The sequence below is a fragment of the Haladaptatus rarus genome (genome assembly GCF_054177585.1).
In genome coordinates this window covers 207,881-226,592 of the sequence record NZ_JBPEHG010000005.1, presented here as the reverse complement: position 1 = coordinate 226,592, position 18,712 = coordinate 207,881, and the positions used below count along the sequence as shown (strand labels likewise).

Below are 18,712 nucleotides of genomic sequence, written 5' to 3'. Positions count from 1 at the left end.
GCTGTCCTTTGCGGTGAGTGCCCTCTTGGAGACGAGAGATGACTCAAGGTCCTCTCAGCCTCACTCCTCACGGCGAACCAGTTCTCGGAGGCCGAGACCGAGTACGCTACCGAGTGCGGCGATCACGCCGAGACCGTCCTGTCCGGGCGAAGTGGTCGTCTTCGACCCGTCCGGCCCGGCGGCCTTACCGTCGGTGGTCGTCGAGTGGGACGACGGTGCGTTCGTCGTACTCGTCGTCTCGGTCGACGTGAGCGTAGTTTCGGTCGGCGTCCTTGTCGTCTCGGTCGTCGTTCTCGTCGTTTCCGTCGTTTCCGTCGTCGCTCTTGTCGTCTCTGTCGTCGTTCTCGTCGTTTCCGTCGATTCCGTCGTCGTTCTCGTCGTTTCCCTCGTCGTCCTTGTCGTCTCCGTCGTGGTGACCGTCGGTGGAAGCCCCGACTGGTCGCACTCGCCCGTTCGAATAACGACCGGTTGGCTCATGTCCAGCGACACCCACCCGTACTCTTCGGGGGTGGCGGCGAGGGCGTTCCACTGCTTTACCTCACCTTCGTAGTGGTCTCCGTACAGTTCCGCCTCCTCGTTGAACGCCGGGTCGATTCGAAACTCGGTGTCGGTCGTCACGCCTCGGTAGGCACCGCCGTCGGCACCGCCACCGTGGTTCGGATCTGTGGCCCACGTCCAGTCGATAGACCAGTCACCGTTCGATCGTTCGAAGTTGTCGTAGTTGGTGGAAGCGTTGTACTGGTCGTCCGTGACCGCCCACTCGCCGTCATCAGGGAGACCCGTGAAGTTGAACGTCACCGCACCGCCGCTTTCGGCACCGCGTTTACTGTGCATGACCACCAGACTCGTTCCCTGCGGGCCGTCGTACAGATAGAGGATCGTGTTTCCGGGCTGTTCGAGAGCCGTTGCCGGGCCGTAGGCGCTGTACCAGCCGGTCGGGTCGGTGTCGGACGAGCGATAGTCGTAGAACTCCTCAACGCTGAGGTCCTCGTTCGACGTGACGATGGCCAGGGGAACGCAAGTGTCGCCCTGTTCGAGAACGAATCCCGATTGGTGGATGTCACCCTGCTCGAAGTCGTCGGGAGGATTCTCGTCGTCGGCTGCGAGTGCAGCGGAGACACTGCCGAGCGCGCCGAGGACGCCAGCAGTTCCGAGGAGGTACGATCGTCGATGCATGCTTCCTTCAATGGAGACAGGTTTCTTGATCATCTGTTTCGATAGGAGGATGGTCAGATATCGAACGAACTGAAGGTCATTCCGAGAACGCTTTGAGCGAATTCGGAAGTCGGCGGTAGACACCGGTCACCGCCTGCATCCGCTGTGTCTTTCGCTGGGCAGTGTAGTAGGCCACCGGCTCCGGACCGAACTTCGATTTATATCGGCAGAGACGGGGGAGATTCGCACCGACGAGGTCGTAGCGTGACAGTCCGCGCGATTTGGCATCCTGGATGATGTGCCAGTCTAGCACGTCGTTGATGGGGAAGTCGACGTCAGGTTTCGCACCACCTTGCCACCGATAGATCGTGTCGTCGTTTTCGAGCGTGACGATACCACCGACGATGTCGCCGTCGCGTTCGCAGACGTAGGGTCTGACTTGCCCCTTCGGGAGTCGTTCGTACAACTCGGTTACGAAGGCAGGGTCGATCCGGTACTCTTTTTCCTGCGCTTCGTGGCGGTTCTGGATCTGCGTGATGATGGTCTCGATGCCCTCGACGCCACCCTCTCGAATCGTCCAGTCACCCTCGTCCCGACTTCGGATGTTGCTCCGGGCGTCCCGACTGAACTGCATCAACAGGTCGTCCCCGGTGAGGTCGAGGATGTACGTGTACGACGGCGACACGTCGAACCCGTTCCACGTGAAGGGTCGGAGGTCGGTGTAGCCGTCCACCGTTCGAACGTCGATGTAATCCGGGTCGAGTTCCTCGTCGATCCAGTCGAGACAGCCTTCGATGAAATCCCGGTGTCTACGCTCGGTCTTCCGCTGTTTGAGCTTCTCGAAGTTGAGCAGGGCCGGGCCGAGAAAGTACACCTCCAGGTGCGGTGGCGGTGAGTAGACCATCCGAAACGGACCGGTCGTGGTCTCGAACACTGGAAAGATGCCGACCGGTTCCTGTCCCTTGTAGCCGACGAGGGGGCGCAATCTGGCGTTCGCCGTCCGTGCGAGGAGTGCTAACGCCTCACCCCGGTGAAATGGCGTCGTGTGCGCCGAGCGCTCCACGTACGAGTTCCATTCGTCTAACGATTCGCCAGTCGCTTCGCGTATCTCGATCGTCATTAGTTCTCAAGATAACCCATCGCAGTCAGTCGGTCTTCTATCGATTCGTCGTCGGTCTCTCGTTGCGTTAGCTCCCGGCGCGTCGAGTACGCTCGCTCACCGCTCGCTTCGGCACACGACAGTACACTGCCGTCCATCTCCGTACTCGCAGGGAGACCGAACAGCGCGAGAACGGTCGGCGTCACGTCGAAGAGGTGGGCGTCATCGAGCGATCCCTGGACGCCTTCACCCGCCATGGCGACCACGCCGTCACGTTTGTGATTCCACGGTTGACCAGGAGGAGCGAACGTCTGTCCGGTGAGTTCGGCGGAGAGGAAATGGTCGAAATCGGCGGGGACCGTGACGATATCGACCGCCTTGTCCGCTTTCGGGCCGTCGAAGTACGCCTCACGGGGGGCGACCTCCTCGAACACGGGGTCGCCGTCGGGCGTTTCAGCACTCCGGAGGAGTTCGACGAGTTCCGTCCGAAGGGACTCGTATCGTTCCTGCGGGACGACGCCCTCCGGCTCCCGCCCTTCGAGATTGATGCGGACGCCACATTCGATCCTGGCTCGCATGTACGCCTGTGAGGCGGCGAAATCGACCTGTTTGCTGCTCGCCCGGATCGCTTCGTCGGGGACGAACCGCGCGGCGAAATCGCGGAGTCCGACCGTCTCCAGCAGTTTGCCCGCCCGGTGAGTCGTGAGACCATATCGTGCGGCGAGCGCGGTCAGTTCCTTCAGTAGATCGCGCTCGTCGTTCGACGAGTCACTCGATTCGTCACCGTCTCGGAGTCGCCCCTCTCGGATGGGAACCCACGAAGGCATCCCATCGCCACCCTGTCTGGTCGCCGTGTAGCCGTGCTCCGCGAGGAACTCGTTGACGTAGAACCCGTAGCCGGTGTACTCGCCGATTCCGTGGTCGCTGACGACGAGGACGGTGTCCGGGTCACACTCGTCGAGGATTCGACCGACCTGTTCGTCGACGGCCTCGTACACCGTTCGAACGATATCGGTTTCGCCGGGGTGTTCGTGGAAGACCGTGTCGGTCTGCTGGAACTCGACGAATCCGAAATCCGGGTCGAATCTGTCTGCGAGATACCGGAACGCATCACCGCGCATCTCGGTGACGGAGCGATATTCCGAGATGGCAGCCGTGTCGCTCACGCCGTCGGAGTTCGGATAGATGCGATAGTCGCCGATCTCGTCTCGGAGTTCGTCGAGGAGGCCCGAAGGATGACAGGCAGGGGACTCAGGAGCCATGTAGCCCGGCACGAGTGCGCCGTCGAACTCACGGGGCGGGTGGGTCACGGGGACGTTGACGACGACGCTCGAAAATCCCTCCTCTGAGAGGTGTTCCCAGAGCGTCTTCGCTTGTACGTGGCTTCCGTTGACCACGTCCCAGTCGTAGCCGTCGTAGTCGAGGAAGCTGAAGACGCCGTGCTTGCCGGGATTGACACCGGTGAACAGCGAGGGCCACGCGCTCGGCGTCCAGGGCGGGATCTGAGATTCCAGTGGTCCGGAGACGCCCGAGTCGAACAGTCGTTCGAGGTTCGGAAGTACGCCCGTATCGAAGAACCGTTCGAGGACGGGGAGACAGGCACCGTCGAGACCGATAACCAACGTCCGAAGACCGTCGGTGTCGCTCATCGAGCATCACTCCGATGGCCGGTGGCGACGACAGATGGTAACTCTGTGTGACGAGAACTGTCCATCGGTTCCTCGACGGGAACGTCCGTATCGCATATGCAACTCGTAACCGGCATCTGCAATAATGTCAACAGAGTGTAAAGCTCGACGGTGTTATCCTGCCCGTCTAGATGCTGGTCGTAGCATCGCTGTACACCTTCTGAGTCGAGAAACGGCAGTTCATCGATGGTTTTGCGGTGCCCTGTGAGTACCTCTTCGACGAAGTTGTGCTGTCTGATGAGTTCAGCGTCGTTCGACCACGGACCGTTCGTGAACCACGGTTCCGGCGGTTCCTCGGTGTCGAAGAAATTCCACCAGAGCGCGTTCAGATGTTTGCCGACGTACTCGACCGGGAACGAGTATTCGACCGGAACACCCGTCTCAGAGTGAGGGATGGCCGCGAGTCTGTGGTCGAGCCGTTCGATGGCTCGGTGGATGATGTTCCGACGGAGACGATATCGAACCGGCATCGAGAGGTGCAGGTCGATGAGGCGATTGTCGAGGTAGGGGGTTCGATAGGGCCGAAGCTGGCGAAGACTGTTCGTGTAGATGAGTTCCGTGTCGTTCGTCAGCGGATAGTAGTCGCTACAGAGGACGAGTTCCCGAAGCGACCGATACTGAACGCCGTGGTGGTCGATGGTCTCGCCGTCCGTCGAAATGTTCTCGCGGAGCACCGATTCGAGGTCGTGGTCGAGATACGGGGGCGTCTCGACTGCGAGGTTGTCGATGAACTCGTCGACCGACTCGATTCGATCTTCGATGGGGAGTGTCACCTTCCCGAGTCGGCCAAGCGATACTCGTGGCGACGAGATTGAGTGACCTTTGAACAGCGTGTCGGAGTACAGGCCGGACAGCAGAACGTCCACGGAATCGGTGATCTCGTCCTCGAATCCCGTGGGATACCCCTGCGTGAACCAGCCATCGAAGTTGGAGAGGGGCGGATTTCGTTCGAGTGCCCGAGCGCGGTAGCTATCGTCGCGGTGGAGGAAGACGAACTCGTTCCCGGCGGCATTCGCCACTCGTCTCGCAGTTCTCGACTCCCGATTCGGCCAGTCGTTCATGTGGAATCCGACGACGGAGTTCTCCATCGCGGCCATGATGAGCCGTGAATCGCTCCCACCGCTCAGCAACACGCCGTAGTCGAGGTCGTCGCGCACCCACTCGTCGAGTATCTGCTGGAAGAGCTCGATGAACCGGTCGACGAAGAATCGAAACGGTGCATCGACCGGGGTGTACTCGGGTCGCCAGTAACGGTCAGAGTGGGTAGCCATCGTGTCGAGGTCGATGGTAGTCACCGTGCCTGGCGGGAGTTTCTCCACATCCGCCAACGGAGTCGTCACCCCGAACGAACGCTTGAGGGCAAGATATTCTGTAAGATAATCGATGTCGAAAGATGGGTCGATACCGGGAAACGTGGGAAGTTTCTGGATGTCGGTCGAACACACTACCGTTCCGGATTCGCTTTGCGTATGAAAGAGCGGATATGACCCGAGCCGGTCGGTGACGAGATGCACATTTCTCGCCTCCCGGTCGTAGACGACACAAACGAACTCGCCGTTGAGACCGGCCACGAAGTCGAGACCATATGCCTCGTACAGGTTCGTACAATACGTCGGCACGTCCAGTGAGGATGGTCGTTGTGTGTACGTTCCATCATGCTCGAAGCCGTAGATATCGCCCTGCACCCAGATCGATACGTCTTCGTCCGTCGTTTGCACGGGCTGGTCGTCGACCAGCAGTGGATGGAACGAACTGGACACTGCAACGTGGTCGTCGGAGAAAGCAGAGGGGTGTTCTCTCTCAGACCACTGCATATTCGGAAGCGTCTCTAAGCCGTGCCTTCGGTCTCCGAAGGCTCCGAACAATCCGACCATTCAGAAACCCTTCCGAGAGCACGCTGCCACCTGCACGGGGGTAGCTTCGATTTCAGCGATGCTACCGTGGGTTCGTAACGACCGTGAATCCCCACTCGTTGGAAGAGATTCATCCCACCAGATGTGGTCGTTCGGTTTCACGGAAAAATTATTCGACCTAGCAGCCATGAATTTGCTGCCAAAACGATTAGTGTCGAGTATTTCCGCACTCATTACTAACAAAACAGTTATTAGTTAATATTGTTATCATCCCCCTGTAGAACGATAGACCCTCCTTTCTGCAGGCGTAAAGAGAGGCATCGGTTGTATAGGACGTGCCTACTTCGTCCGGTTACGGACGATACGTACCGCTACATCCCAGTTGTTGGAACGTTTCGGCCACAGCAGGTGGAGTATTCCGTGAACGGAAGCTTCATCGACCGAACGGAGATGATTTCTCACCCTCGTGGAAGTACACCGCTCGTTTGCGTTCTGGCACCGTGGTATCCCTCTGTTCGTCGTATCGACCGGCACACCGTCGCTGGTAGCGAGAGAAGAAATCGAGGGGCGTTCCCGGAAATAGGTCGTTCCACTGGTCGCCTCGTTCCACGATGAGCTGGCGGTCGTACTCCATACCACACACGGGACACTCCTTGGTGCCGGTTGCGGGGTCGGGCATGGTGTAGAGCAACTAGGGGTGCGATGGGTTTCAGTCCACCGCTCGTAAAGCCGAGTCACATCCCGATCATGGTCGAAGATTCCACGTGTACCGAGGCGTTCGCATGAACTAACGTCCGAGAGCGATTGGTCTTTCAGACACGGTCGAATTCCTCGCCACAACCAGTTTACCGCTCGGGGGTGCACTGTCTCGATGGGGGAAACCATGACGGAAGAGTCACCATCGAGACACCAGCGAGCCCTGGGGATCGAGTTCGGCGAGTTCGGCGTCCAGCTAGATACGATCTCCTATCCAACCACTGCCGCCGAACTCGTCGCCTCGTTTGGAGAGTACGAACTCGACCTCGCTTCGGGAACCGAATCAGTCGGGGAGATCCTCGACCCACTGCGGGACGAGAAGTACCAGTCACCGGGAGAGGTTCGCCAAGACATCTTCCTGATGGTGGGAGAGTTGGCCATCGGTCGGAAATACTACAGTGACAGAACACCACCCGTGCTGGGTGAACAGCGACTCGACGAGCAGGTCTCCTTCTGACGCTATCGACCGGTTCGACGAGGACACAGGAGTACCGACGGGACAGGTCCTCCGAACCATCGAGAGTGCTGACGAGACGAATTCCTCGATTCACCGAGTCTTTATCCGTACTCACTCCCGAGATAACATATGAAAACGGGGAGACACGGTGTCGAGTAGGATGCTAGGAGGCAGGCGTCTGATTCGGCTCTTGATACTGTTTGCCGTTCTCTCGATGGGGAGACGGTTCTTCCGAGGGGGTTCGACAGGTGGTGCGCTGTCCATCCCTGGCGTGGACAACACGACCCTCTTCGTGACGCTCGTCGTCGCAGTCGTCGTCATCGGGGGACTGTACATCCTCCGGGACAGATTGCTGAATGGGGAAACACTGTTGAATCGCGGTTCCACGACCGAAACGGACGGTAACGAAGAGGGGGCCTACACATGCAGGTACTGCGGTGAAAACCTCCAGAGATACCGAAATCGGTGCCCACGGTGCGAGACGCGTAATCCGGTACCGTATCAAGAGGAGTGACGAGAGCACGTCGCTCGACGAACGGCGGTGTGATAAAGAGCAGTTCGACGAAAGACGATACGACGAAAACCTGATTATCGACCCACGCTAACGTATGGCATGGATGTGGGACTCGCCTTTCGCGTGCTCGTCGGGGCAGTGCTCACCGTCGCGCCGACGATTCTATTTCTCGGGCTGTGGAGAGGACTGATGGCGCTCCGTGACGACGATCTGGTCAATCGGACGATGAACGGGGAGTTCGGAACGATCCCGGATTCTCCCATCTCGGCGATCATGTTCGGAAGCGACGCAGTCGGACGAGAGCGATCACCGACGACTCGCAGAACCGTCGAACTGGTTCACTGTCCTCGATGTGACGAGCTGAATCCCACCTACGCGAACTACTGTCACGAATGCCTGCAGAAACTCGGGTGAGTATCGACCGAAACGGTACACGCGGTTGATATCAACAGAAGGGTACACATGGTCGATATCGACCGGAACGATGGTCACTGGGCCGGGCTATCGACTCGTCCATCGACGACTCGGAATCCGCCGGTCTCTTCCCGTGTCGCAACCTCCCTCTGTGGGAACGGGATCTTGATGCCTTCGCGGTCGTAGGTCGTCTTCACTGCTGCGATGACCGCCGTTATGGCGCGCCACTGCCGACGACTACTCGGTCGGTCGATCCAGAACCGCAGTTCGAGGAGGATCGCCGACTCGCCGAACTCAGTGAGAACAGCGGAGGGGCGAGGCACCTCCAGGACGCTGGTCTGGTCGACCATCGCTCGTTCTGCGACGGTGATAGCCTGCTGGAGGTCGGCGGAGTAGTCGACGCCGACTTCGACTTCGAGTCGAAGGCGTCCTTTCCGCCCGTAGTTGGTGATGGTGTTCGAACTGACGACGTCGTTCGGAATCACGACGAACTTCCCGGAGAACGTCTCGATCCGGGTCATGAACAGCGTGATGTCGGTGACGATTCCTTCGTCTTCAGCGATCTGCACCCAGTCTCCGATCTCGAAGGGACGCGAGAACATGAGTGTGAATCCAGCGATAAGGGCACTCAACGGCTCGTTCGCGGCGAGACCGATGATGATACCGAGGAATCCAGCCCCGATGAGGAGCGACCGAACGTCGACGTTCCAGACGCTCAAAAGAAGCAAACTGGCGAAGATGTACACCCCGACCTCCGTGATCCGAGCGATGACCTCGGTCTGGTGACTCGATATCTCTCGGGTTCGAGTGGTGAACCGTTCGACGACTCGTATCAACATCCCCGAGCCGATGTACGCCGCCGCGATGACGCCGAACGTGATAGCGATCCGAAGTCCGGTCGACGTGATTTGAGAGAAGATATCGACTTGCTGGACGGTTGGGTCGGTTCCCGCCCAGAGCGAGAGGGCGTACTGCCCGATGAGAACCGCGACGAGTCCGGTAACGGTGAGGAGGCCGACGTCCACGATTCGTGGGTTGACCTCCTGTTTCAACCGTGGTGCCGTCTTCCAGAGAACCCAGACGATGAACACGAGCACGACGAGGAGGAACGTCGAGAGCAAGATCCGCGCCTCTGGAATAGGAAGCTGTGCGACGATATCGAAGCTGGCGTTCGGTACGTGTGTCATATCTATCGACTCCGGCGAGGGCTGACTGCACTGGTCACTGGTGAGCCACGGCCACCACCCCCGTCGAAATCAGTGTCGTTCCCCCCCGGCTTGAGCGTGGGGGGAACATACAATCTTCGTGACCGAATCCAACTGATACGAGCGGGTTATTTTCCGCAGACTAGATGGCGTGAGATGGGCCAGGGTTTAGGCAATCGGGATGGTAACAGTGGATATGGCCGCCAGCCACTCGGCGACGGAATCCGATGGGGGGCCGAGCGATTCAGTGACACTGACCGACGTTCGGAGAACGTACTTCCTCGGCGAGCCAGTTCATGCGCTCGATGGTGTGACATTGTCGATTCCACGTGGTTCGTACACTGCTGTGATGGGGCCGAGTGGATCGGGCAAGAGCACCCTCCTCAATCTCATCGGCTGTCTCGACACCCCGACAGATGGGACGATACACATCAACGGTCGAGAAGTGACCGACCTGTCCGACAGCGAACGAACGACTGTTCGTGGACAGGATATCGGGTTCGTCTTCCAGACGTTCAACCTGATGCCGCGACTGACTGCCCGCGAGAACGTTTCGCTCCCGCTCGTCTTTCAGGGCATCTCTCGCGCTGAACGGCAGGAGCGTGCCGACGAACTGCTCTATCGGGTCGGACTGCGTGGTCGGGAAGACCATCGTCCGAACGAACTGTCGGGAGGACAACGACAGCGCGTCGCCATCGCCCGAGCACTGGCGAACGACCCCGCCATCATCCTCGCCGACGAGCCGACGGGTAACCTCGACACCGAGACGGGCCAACAGATAATGGCGCTCTTCGAGGAGCTCAACGACGACGGCCACACCATCCTGATGGTGACACACGAACGCGACATCGCCGAACATGCAGAGCGCGTGGTTCACATCCTCGACGGCACGGTCGAGCGCATCGAGGAGATCGACGCGCCACGCCGGGTCGGCGAGGCACGGTGATGGAGTTCGGCGAGACGCTTCGAATGAGTCTGCGGGCGATTCGAGGCCATCGAGTTCGCTCGTCGCTCTCCGCGTTCGGTGTCGTCATCGGTGTCGCCGCAGTCATCACGCTCGTCACGCTCGGAACGAGCCTTCGGGCCGAGATTCTCAGTCAGGTCGCGGGCGACCAGACACCGAACATGTACGTCTGGGTCGGGCCATCCGGCGGGCAACCCGGTGCTGGCGCACAGTCGGTGTTCACCCAGCACGACATCGCGCGACTTCGACGGATCGACGGCGTAGCGAGCGTCGTCCCACAGGGTATCGTCCCGGTCGTCGCGCTCGCCCATCAGGGAGAGACGGTGAGTCAGAACAACGTCGTCGCCACGACGCCAGCACAGTTCGACGACCAGCAGTTCGCCGTCGGCGGGGCGTTCGAGCAAGGAAAGCGGGAGGTCGTCTTGAACCCCCTCGCCGCACGGTTGTTCAACGACACGGCGACGGTCGGCGACCGGGTCTCGATACGGATGGTCGATGGAACGACCGTGGACGCGCGTGTCGCTGGCGTACTCAACAGTTCGGATGGAACCGACCAGTTCGAGGGAGGGTCAGCACGGCCACGGATATACGTCCCGACGCGTCCGTTCTACAGTTCGACCGTTGAGAGTCCGACGCAAGGCACCGAACAGCACGTCTATCCCCTTCTCACGGTCGTCGCCGAGAATCACGGGACGATTCCCGAAACCAAGGCGGCGGTGCAGTCATATCTCGATTCGAACTCCGACGCGACCCGACTCGCACCGGACGAGTACGCCGTCCGCGTGCAGACCGACCGCGACCTCGTCAACCGGGTGAAAGATCTGCTCACGACGCTGACGACGTTCGTCACGAGCATCGCGGTCGTCTCGTTGGTCGTCGCCGCGCTCGGCATCGCCAACATCATGCTCGTCAGTGTCACCGAGCGCACGAAGGAGATCGGTATCATGAAAGCCGTCGGTGCACAGAAACGCGACGTCCTCCAGTTGTTCCTCACGCAGGCGATCTTACTCGGCATCATCGGGTCGATATTCGGCGTGATTCTCGGTGCAATGGGTGGATACCTCGCCACGGACTACGTCGGCCTCCCCCTCGTGTTCGCGGTCGAGGTGGTTCCGGTCGCCATCGCAGTTGGGCTGGTCGTCGGTGTGGTGACGGGACTCTACCCGGCGTGGAGTGCGGCACGGGTCGATCCCATCGACGCACTCCGCTACGAGTGATCGAAGTGGGTGGAGAATCACACCCACGACAACACCCAAGCAGTCGGACTCCGAACGAATCCGTATGCACATCGCCTTCGTCGCCTACGACGGCATGACCGCGCTCGATTTCGTCGGCATCTACGACCCACTGACCCGACTCGATACGATGGGATTCCGCGACGACGTATCGTGGGACGTCTGTGCCCGGACGGAGGGTGTCACCGCGAACGCCGGACTCGAAATCGTTCCCGACGTGGTGGCCGAACCGCTTTCGGGGTACGATATGCTGGTCGTGCCGGGTGGATTCATTGCGCGCGAACTCGCCAAAGACGAAGCGTTCGTTTCGTGGCTGGCGAGTGCTGATGCTGAGTGGGTCGTCTCGGTCTGCACGGGATCGCTCTTACTCGGTGCGGCGGGCTTCCTCGAGGGGAAGCGAGCGACTACCCATCCCGACGCTTACGACCAACTCGGCGAGTATTGCGAGGTGGTCGAAGAGCGCGTGGTTCGGGATGGACGAGTCGTGACAGCGGGCGGCGTCACGTCTGGTATCGACCTCGGCCTGTCACTCGTCGAGGAACTGGAGGACGAGGAGACGCGCGACGCGATTGCGACACAGATGGACTACCCGTACTGACCGGTCTGGCTCGTCCTACGGAAAACGAGATGCACCGCTGTTCGACGAACTCCTCAGAGTAGCGTCTTTCGTCGCTGGAAACTACCGAGAATGGCCTCGACCAGCGTTCCCTACGCGCTGTCGGTGTTCGGCGTCGATGTCGGATTGGCGAGCAGATTCGAGTTGCGAGTTGACGAGTCGGTTCTGTTGTTCGCCCCACTCGTCCGGAGAATGGGTCTTGATGTACTCGATCCAACGTTTGATGCCAGCGATGCGTTGCTGACGGTCGCGTTCGTGTTTTTCTTCGAGGGGATCACGTGTGTTCGAGTCGCTCATATTCGTTCTCCACGCCGAGATTCGTACTCCACTGTTCGAACTCCGGGATTCTCAGGTTTTCCTCGAACAGCGAGTGAGTGGAACTAGCAGCCACAATATCAGCTATCGATGGCCAGATTCGGGGAGTGACCCCCGGTTTCGCGCGTCTTTGTTCGAAGCTATCTCAGCAGGATTAAGGACTCCGGTTACACATCTTCGGCCATGAGAGCATATCGAGCCAAAGTCGTCGAGCCGATCCATCTTCCCGATCGCGAGGAACGGGTCGCCAATCTCGAAGAAGCGGGGTACAACGTCTTCAATCTCGATGCCGACGACGTGTTCATCGACCTGTTGACCGACAGCGGAACGGGGACGATGAGTCAAGATCAGTGGGCCGCGATGATGCGGGGCGACGAGGCGTACGCGGGCAGTGACAGCTTCAAACGGCTGGAAGAGAGCGTCACCGACGTGATGGGATTCGAGAACGTCGTACCGGCTCACCAGGGACGCGGGGCGGAGAACGTTCTCTACGGGGTCCTCGTCTCCGATGGCGATTACGTACCGAACAACACCCACTTCGACACGACGCGGGCACACATCGTGAACAACGGCGGTGACCCCGTCGATTGTCCGATGGACGCCGACGAAGACGACCCCTTCAAAGGGAATCTCGACCCCGAGAAAGTCCGTGATCTGGCGGACGATGTCGGAGCCGAGAACATCCCCGCGATCGTCGTCACCATCACGAACAACTCGATGGCGGGACAGCCGGTGAGCGTCGAGAACATCCGCGAGGCACGCGACGTCGCCGACGAACTCGACGCCACGTTCGTCATCGACGCCTGCCGATTCGCCGAAAACGCCTACTTCGTTCAACAACGCGAAGATGAATTCGCGGATTCGAGCGTCGCTGCCATCGCGCGCGAGGAGCTCTCGTACGCAGACGCCATCGTGATGAGCGGGAAGAAAGATGCCCTCTCCAACATCGGCGGTTTCGTCGGCGTGCGCGACGAGAAGCTGTTCGAGCAGGCCAGACAGCGCGGAATCCTCTACGAAGGGTTCTCCACCTACGGTGGGCTGACTGGTCGCGACATCGAAGCGATGGCGGTCGGGCTTCGAGAAGCCGTCACGCAGGAGTACATCGAATCGCGCGTCGAGCAGGTGCGTGAACTCGGCGAACTCCTGCAGTACGCTGGCGTGCCGATCTACACCCCGACCGGTGGACACGCGGTGTACGTGGACGCCGAGGCGTATCTCCCGGAGATTCCACGCGAGGAGTTCCCCGGACAGGTACTCGTCGGCGAACTCTACCGCGAAGGTGGGGTTCGTGGCGTCGAGCTCGGCGAGTTCGCGTTCCCGGGCGAAGACCGCCCGCAGCTGGTTCGACTCTGTCTCCCCCGTCGTTCGTACTTCCGTGACCACCTGGAACACATCGTTGAGACGTTCGAGAAGGTCTCGGAGAAGCGAACCGAACTCACCGGTCTCGAAGTCGTCGAGGAACCGGAAATGAAGGAACTGCGCCACTTCAGTGCGAAGCTGGAGCCGGTCGCGTAAACGAGAAGGTATACTGTCCCACCGGGCGAAAAGATAGGAGAAACCGGGGTTACCACCCGGATGGATACGAGGACGATAGAGGCAACCGATGAATACCGTGACGCTCGCTCGCAAGGTATTTGACCCCTGTGACGAACCATCGAATAGCGGAGTTTCGCCGCGACCGACAGAATGAGTGCAAACGACATACCCGTGACCGTACTGTTCACCGTCGATTCACTCCGAGCCGACGCGCTTCCGGAGGACGGTGTCGTCGCCACCCTCGGAGAGCGAGGCACCCGCTTCGAGAACGCCTTCGCCCACGGAAACTGGACACCATTCTCGTTTCCGTCCATCCTCGGAGCGAATCACGTGTTCAGCGACTCTCGAAGTATCGGTGTCTCCGAAGACCCGACGCTGGCCGAGTCACTGCGCGAGGACGGAATCGGCACGGCTGGTTTCAACGGGGCGAACGGTTTCCTGACCGAACACTGGGGGTACGACCGTGGGTTCGAGGAGTTCGAGACGTTCACATCTGGAACCGGCGACAGCCTCTACAGCAAGTATCTCACCGCTCATCCGACCGTGCAGGCGTGGCTGCAGGTTGCCGCCTCGCCCATTCGACAACTGTTCGGTCAGGAAGGCGGCGCGCGGAACGTCTCACGGATGCTCGACGTGGAACGACGCGCCATCGATTTCGTGGAGAAGGCGGAACCACCGTTCTTCCTCTGGGTTCACTACATGGACGTTCACACTCCCTACGTTCCCGCACCGAAGTTCGTCCGGGACGAGACAGGTGCGAGCGTCGGCTCACTCAGGATGCTTCGAGCGCACGCGCGAGCAGGGTTGGGTCGTGAGGTGGGTGAATCGACGCTCTCGGAACTCCAGACGCTTTACCGAGCGGCGATTCGGCAGGTGGACGAGAGTGTCGGTCGGATACTCTCGTCACTCGAGGACAGAGGATTCCGTGACGACGCCTGCGTCGTCCTCGCGGGCGACCACGGCGAGGAGTTCATGGAGCACGGCCACCTCGCCCACTATCCGAAGCTCTACGAGGAGCTGATACACGTTCCACTGGTCGTCGATCATCCCGACGCCGACGGCGAGCGAGTCGAACGAGCGGTCGGTCTCGACTTGATCCCGCCGACTATCTGTGATGCGATGGGGGTCGAACACGACTTCGCGGGACAGAATCTCCTCCAGAGTGACCCTGACCCAGTGCCGGTCACCTCGGTAGCGGTTCGAGGCGACCACGTCACGCAACAACCGATTCCGCGGCGACTGAACGACGGCGAACTGCTCGTGAGCGCCCGGACGAGCGACTGGTCGTACATCTACCACACCGAGTCGGAAGAGCGGGAATTGTACGACAGAAACCGTGACCCGGACGAACAGGAGAACCTGTGGGACGACCTCGCCGGCTCCGACGTCGCCAGCTTCCTCCACGAAGCGGTCGAAGATCGCATCGAAGACATCGAGGCGGACGACGATGGCGAGTCGGCAGAACCACCCTCTGCGGTCACGAACCAGTTGAAGGCGCTTGGCTACCAGTAGGGTCACCACACGTTTTAGCCGATGGAGCACGAAGGACGGTGAGATGATACCGAACAGCGGAGCTGTGGTCTCGGCTCGAAGCGTGAAGTCAGCTCTGATGATGAAGACGACGACACAGGCAGGGGGGTGGCGGTGATGGCGAGCGTGCTCGTCCTCTACGGTTCGACCGAAGGGCAGTCGGCGACCATCGCGGAGCGAATCGCTGGCGTCCTCGAAGAATCGGGCCACGATCCGGCGGTCGTTCACGTGAGACACCGGCCCGAAGGGTTCAGCCTCCCGGAGTACGACGCGGTCGTCGTCGGCGCGTCGATACACATGGGCAAACACCAGAAGTACGTGACCCGGTTCGTCCGGAAGCACGCCGAGGAGTTGAACCAGCTACCATCAGCGTTCTTCTCGGTGAGTTTGACCGCTGCCGAAGGGAGCGAGGAAGCGTGGGAGCGAGCGAAGGAGTACGTCGAGGAGTTTCTGGACGAGACGGGGTGGAACCCGGACGCCACGGCGGTCGTGCCGGGTGCGCTCAAATACAGTGAGTACGGGGTGCTCAAACGATTCGTGATGAAACAGATCGCCAAGCAAACGGGCGGCGGGACGGACACCTCCAGGGATTACGAGTACACCGACTGGGACGAAGTCGAAGGGTTCGCCAGTGCGTTCGCTCGGTCACTGTGACGAACCAGTTCGAGGAGGGGCTAGATTCCACGTTCAGCGACGAAAACCGACAGGAGAGAAGGCCACTCCCATAAATATTGTTTCTGTGTCTTCCTAGTCGCTGCTACTCCGAGTCGTGGTGCTCAGCAAGTTGAGTTCGCTACTGAAGACGGTGGCGTCTCCGGAGAGCCGCCGTCGATCACCGCGACTGAAGGTGGCGTCTCGCGAGAACATCAGCGCCGTGATCGCAGCATCTGGACCACCGAGGTCGTACCGGATGACCCATCCGTTGTAGTCGTCGGGTTGGCTGATCTCAGGCACGTCACCCCCACCGGGACGGCGGAGTAGGCGAACGACCGTGGACTGTTCGAGCGCGTTCGTGACGCGGAACGGGACGTTCGGGTGGTATGCGTAGGTGTACACGAGCACGTTTTCGGAATCTTGGGCGGCAGCGGTACCGACGCCACCGAGACCGAGCGCGAGTGCACTCGCCGTGAGCGCCCCCTTCTTCATGAACGAACGGCGTGATTCATCTGAAAAGACGCCCCCGGCGTCCTTCTCTGAACCGACTGTGTCTATCTTGTCACTCGTTGCCATATTCGACCGCAATTCCCTGTAGAACTCGCAAGTATTTAAGGAAGTAATATTGTCATATTAGGGAACATGTCCTCTTCTCGCAGAGGATGGGTCGTAGCGATCGGATCGCCTTACTCGGCAGCGAGGGTATCGAGAACGCGGTCGAACCGCGCACGAACCTCCGCTGCGATGTCGTCCATCTCGGGGTTGTCGACGATCGAAAGCATCGCTTCGGGGTCGACCATACTCACGACGACGCCGTCGTCGGACTGGTAGACCACGACGTTACAGGGGAGGAGGACACCGAGGTTCTGCTCTGCATCCATCCCCTGCTTTGCCAGTGGCGGATTACACGCACCGAGGATTCGATATTCCGGATAGTCATCGATGTCGAGTTTCTGTTCGAACGCATCGCTCACGTCGATGTCGCTCAGGATTCCGAATCCTTCCTCTGCGAGGGCGTCCGTCGTTTGCTCGACCACTTCGTCGAACGTTCCGGCTACGTGTTGCTGGTCGTAGTAGGACATCACCGAGTAGTACAGAGTGAAGATAGTTAGTAGTTGAGGTCGATTCGTACAATCCTCTCGTCAGGTCGTGGCGATACATCCGTATCAGTAGACCACGTCTAAATTGATTCTCGAATTCGTCTTGTGGTAGGGATACAATACAAGTAGTCAGGTGGCCAACATCGACTCGTGAGCGAATCGAACGACGCCTGCGACATCGACGAGGGGCCGAACTGTGACTCCTCGCCAGTCGACGATTACGTCTGGTTGGGTCGGAAACTCGGACGAAAACTGAAAGAACTAGTGCGTAGATTGTGAGCTGGTCGTAAGCAGCTGCAAAGCTATTCAGTCGGCGTGGGCAGCCATCTCTTCGTGCTCACCGCTCGACTCGAAGTACGTCACGTACACCTGTGCGAGGAAGACGGCGGTGAAGACCACGTCGAGAACCGTCGTGTAGGTATGTGGCACCGACCCGCTGGTCGAACCTTGCTTCGGAATCAGGTTGACCGCGGCCCACGCGTAGTGGGTGACGATACCCGACACGGTCGCCACGACGAAGATGGAGACGAACAGCACCGCAGCCAACCGTTTGCCGTAGTATTTGCGGTACATGTCCACGATGTGCGGGACGATGAGGTCGGCGTAGATGAAGCTCATCACACCACCGAACGGGATGCCCGAGGTCCACAGCACGAGTGCGAAGGGGACGTTCGCAACCGAACAGACGAACGTGATGACCCCGACGAAGACGCCGATCGCGGAGCCGAGGACGACCCACGCGACGGTGCCCTGCGGTGCGAGGGTGAACAACTGCGTCCACCACGACCGCGGGACGAATGCCGCGAGTAGTGAGGCGACAATGAACCCGATGACGAGGTCGTCCCAGAGCATCTCCCACTCGCCGATGGCGTTGCGGAAGGCGTTCTTCCACCCCGAGACGGTGGTCAGTTTGTCCTTCCACGTCGCGTCTTCCTGCTGGTTCACGTAGGTCTGCTTGCACGACTCCGAGCAGAAGTACTCGGTTCCACCGTCCGTCTCCACGCTGAGCGTGTCGTCGGAATCGGGGTCGACGTCCATCCCGCAGACCGGGTCGCGGACGGTTCCGCTCTCCTCGTCGCCTGCACGGACGTGGTCGCGGGCGGCTTCGAACCACGAGTCGGGGATGACGTACTTCGTGATGGCCGCCAGCAGGAGTATCATCAGGATACCGCCGAACACGTCGGCGGCGACGAACTGCCAGCCGAGCAGGATCCACATCACCAGTCCGATCTCGATGACGAGGTTCGTACTGGAGAACTGGAACGCGGCGAACGAGGCTTCCGGGGACGCCCCCTTCTTGAACAGCGATTTCGTCGTCGCCACGGCTCCGAACGAACAACTCGACGAGAGGAAGCCGAAGAAGCCCCCCAGACCGAGTTCCTTCAGCCCCCGACCGCCCAACACGTCCGTCATCCGCTCTTCGCTCACGAACGCCTGCACGGCCCCCGCGATGGTGAACCCGAGCACCAGCGCCCACCACGTCTTCCACGTCATCTCGCCGAAGAACTTCGCGGCCTCCATGAGACTCTGGACGACGTTCATGTGTACCTATAGGGACGCCACTTTTTCTTCGGTTGTGGTTAACAGAACTAGGGAGTTCTGCGAGTGTACGGAGACGGAG

General features: G+C 60.0%; 20 protein-coding genes. 10 read left to right on the top strand and 10 right to left on the bottom strand.

The genetic code is table 11. The annotated features are described in order from the left end of the window. Positions 1–60: 60 nt before the first annotated feature. From ACR3FE_RS14065 to ACR3FE_RS14045, 5 genes are all read right to left on the bottom strand, one after another. Positions 61–1,176 (bottom strand): hypothetical protein, encoded by a 1,116-nt coding sequence (locus tag ACR3FE_RS14065; protein ID WP_458207783.1) that lies wholly within the window; start codon positions 1,174–1,176, stop codon positions 61–63. A gap of 76 nt (positions 1,177–1,252) precedes the next feature. After that, positions 1,253–2,275 (bottom strand): lipid II:glycine glycyltransferase FemX, encoded by a 1,023-nt coding sequence (locus tag ACR3FE_RS14060; RefSeq protein WP_458207782.1) that lies wholly within the window; start codon positions 2,273–2,275, stop codon positions 1,253–1,255. Beyond that, positions 2,275–3,903, bottom strand: a complete 1,629-nt coding sequence (locus ACR3FE_RS14055) for an alkaline phosphatase family protein (RefSeq protein ID WP_458207781.1) — start codon at positions 3,901–3,903, stop codon at positions 2,275–2,277. The genes ACR3FE_RS14060 and ACR3FE_RS14055 overlap by 1 nt, the downstream gene beginning before the upstream one ends. Then, a complete protein-coding gene (locus ACR3FE_RS14050; protein ID WP_458207780.1) occupies positions 3,900–5,756 on the bottom strand; it encodes an asparagine synthase-related protein in 1,857 nt (618 codons plus the stop codon). Before ACR3FE_RS14050 ends, ACR3FE_RS14055 begins: the two co-directional genes overlap by 4 nt. 472 nt (positions 5,757–6,228) lie before the next feature. After that, entirely contained in the window at positions 6,229–6,474 is a 246-nt protein-coding gene (locus tag ACR3FE_RS14045) for a hypothetical protein (protein WP_458207779.1), read from the bottom strand. 192 nt (positions 6,475–6,666) lie between these two features. On the opposite strand from ACR3FE_RS14045, the gene ACR3FE_RS14040 reads away from it, so the two are divergent. The 3 genes from ACR3FE_RS14040 to ACR3FE_RS14030 all read left to right on the top strand — a co-directional run bounded on the left by ACR3FE_RS14040 (position 6,667) and on the right by ACR3FE_RS14030 (position 7,936). Next, entirely contained in the window at positions 6,667–7,008 is a 342-nt protein-coding gene (locus tag ACR3FE_RS14040) for a DUF5789 family protein (RefSeq protein ID WP_458207778.1), read from the top strand. A 160-nt stretch (positions 7,009–7,168) separates the two neighbouring features. Next, positions 7,169–7,522, top strand: a complete 354-nt coding sequence (locus tag ACR3FE_RS14035) for a hypothetical protein (RefSeq protein ID WP_458207777.1) — start codon at positions 7,169–7,171, stop codon at positions 7,520–7,522. Between the two features lie 99 nt (positions 7,523–7,621). Then, positions 7,622–7,936 carry a hypothetical protein gene (locus tag ACR3FE_RS14030; RefSeq protein WP_458207776.1) on the top strand — a complete coding sequence of 105 codons (315 nt, stop codon included), beginning with the start codon at positions 7,622–7,624 and terminating at the stop codon, positions 7,934–7,936. Between the two features lie 74 nt (positions 7,937–8,010). Here the strand turns inward: ACR3FE_RS14030 and ACR3FE_RS14025 are convergent, their stop codons facing one another. Next, on the bottom strand, positions 8,011–9,123 hold the full coding sequence (locus ACR3FE_RS14025) for a mechanosensitive ion channel family protein (protein WP_458207775.1): 1,113 nt from the start codon (positions 9,121–9,123) through the stop codon (positions 8,011–8,013). Between the two features lie 214 nt (positions 9,124–9,337). Here ACR3FE_RS14025 and ACR3FE_RS14020 point away from each other — a divergent pair, with 214 nt between their 5' ends. The 3 genes from ACR3FE_RS14020 to ACR3FE_RS14010 all read left to right on the top strand — a co-directional run bounded on the left by ACR3FE_RS14020 (position 9,338) and on the right by ACR3FE_RS14010 (position 11,938). Further along, entirely contained in the window at positions 9,338–10,087 is a 750-nt protein-coding gene (locus ACR3FE_RS14020) for an ABC transporter ATP-binding protein (RefSeq protein WP_458207774.1), read from the top strand. Then, a complete protein-coding gene (locus ACR3FE_RS14015; protein ID WP_458207773.1) occupies positions 10,087–11,322 on the top strand; it encodes an ABC transporter permease in 1,236 nt (411 codons plus the stop codon). Before ACR3FE_RS14020 ends, ACR3FE_RS14015 begins: the two co-directional genes overlap by 1 nt. A 64-nt stretch (positions 11,323–11,386) precedes the next feature. Further along, entirely contained in the window at positions 11,387–11,938 is a 552-nt protein-coding gene (locus ACR3FE_RS14010; RefSeq protein WP_458207772.1) for a DJ-1/PfpI family protein, read from the top strand. 81 nt (positions 11,939–12,019) lie between these two features. Here ACR3FE_RS14010 and ACR3FE_RS14005 read toward each other — a convergent pair whose 3' ends face one another. Then, positions 12,020–12,253 (bottom strand): DUF8150 family protein, encoded by a 234-nt coding sequence (locus tag ACR3FE_RS14005; protein ID WP_458207771.1) that lies wholly within the window; start codon positions 12,251–12,253, stop codon positions 12,020–12,022. A gap of 201 nt (positions 12,254–12,454) precedes the next feature. Between ACR3FE_RS14005 and ACR3FE_RS14000 the strand changes: the two genes are divergently transcribed. The 3 genes from ACR3FE_RS14000 (at position 12,455) to hemG (ending at position 15,991) form a co-directional block, all read left to right on the top strand. Next, on the top strand, positions 12,455–13,786 hold the full coding sequence (locus tag ACR3FE_RS14000) for a tryptophanase (protein WP_458207770.1): 1,332 nt from the start codon (positions 12,455–12,457) through the stop codon (positions 13,784–13,786). 171 nt (positions 13,787–13,957) lie between these two features. Continuing rightward, a complete protein-coding gene (locus tag ACR3FE_RS13995) occupies positions 13,958–15,319 on the top strand; it encodes a sulfatase-like hydrolase/transferase (RefSeq protein ID WP_458207769.1) in 1,362 nt (453 codons plus the stop codon). A gap of 135 nt (positions 15,320–15,454) precedes the next feature. Beyond that, a complete protein-coding gene (hemG, locus tag ACR3FE_RS13990; RefSeq protein ID WP_458207768.1) occupies positions 15,455–15,991 on the top strand; it encodes a menaquinone-dependent protoporphyrinogen IX dehydrogenase in 537 nt (178 codons plus the stop codon). 93 nt (positions 15,992–16,084) lie between these two features. Here hemG and ACR3FE_RS13985 read toward each other — a convergent pair whose 3' ends face one another. Both ACR3FE_RS13985 and ACR3FE_RS13980 read right to left on the bottom strand, forming a co-directional pair. Continuing rightward, positions 16,085–16,567: a twin-arginine translocation signal domain-containing protein gene (locus ACR3FE_RS13985; protein ID WP_458207767.1), complete on the bottom strand. Its 483-nt coding sequence runs from the start codon at positions 16,565–16,567 to the stop codon at positions 16,085–16,087. Between the two features lie 110 nt (positions 16,568–16,677). After that, complete coding sequence (locus ACR3FE_RS13980; RefSeq protein ID WP_458207766.1) at positions 16,678–17,073, bottom strand: DUF302 domain-containing protein; 396 nt, start codon at positions 17,071–17,073, stop codon at positions 16,678–16,680. Between the two features lie 168 nt (positions 17,074–17,241). On the opposite strand from ACR3FE_RS13980, the gene ACR3FE_RS13975 reads away from it, so the two are divergent. Beyond that, positions 17,242–17,370, top strand: coding sequence for a hypothetical protein (locus ACR3FE_RS13975; protein WP_458207765.1), 129 nt, complete (start codon positions 17,242–17,244; stop codon positions 17,368–17,370). A 27-nt stretch (positions 17,371–17,397) separates the two neighbouring features. Here ACR3FE_RS13975 and ACR3FE_RS13970 read toward each other — a convergent pair whose 3' ends face one another. Next, a complete protein-coding gene (locus tag ACR3FE_RS13970; RefSeq protein ID WP_458207764.1) occupies positions 17,398–18,633 on the bottom strand; it encodes a permease in 1,236 nt (411 codons plus the stop codon). Positions 18,634–18,712: the final 79 nt, after the last annotated feature.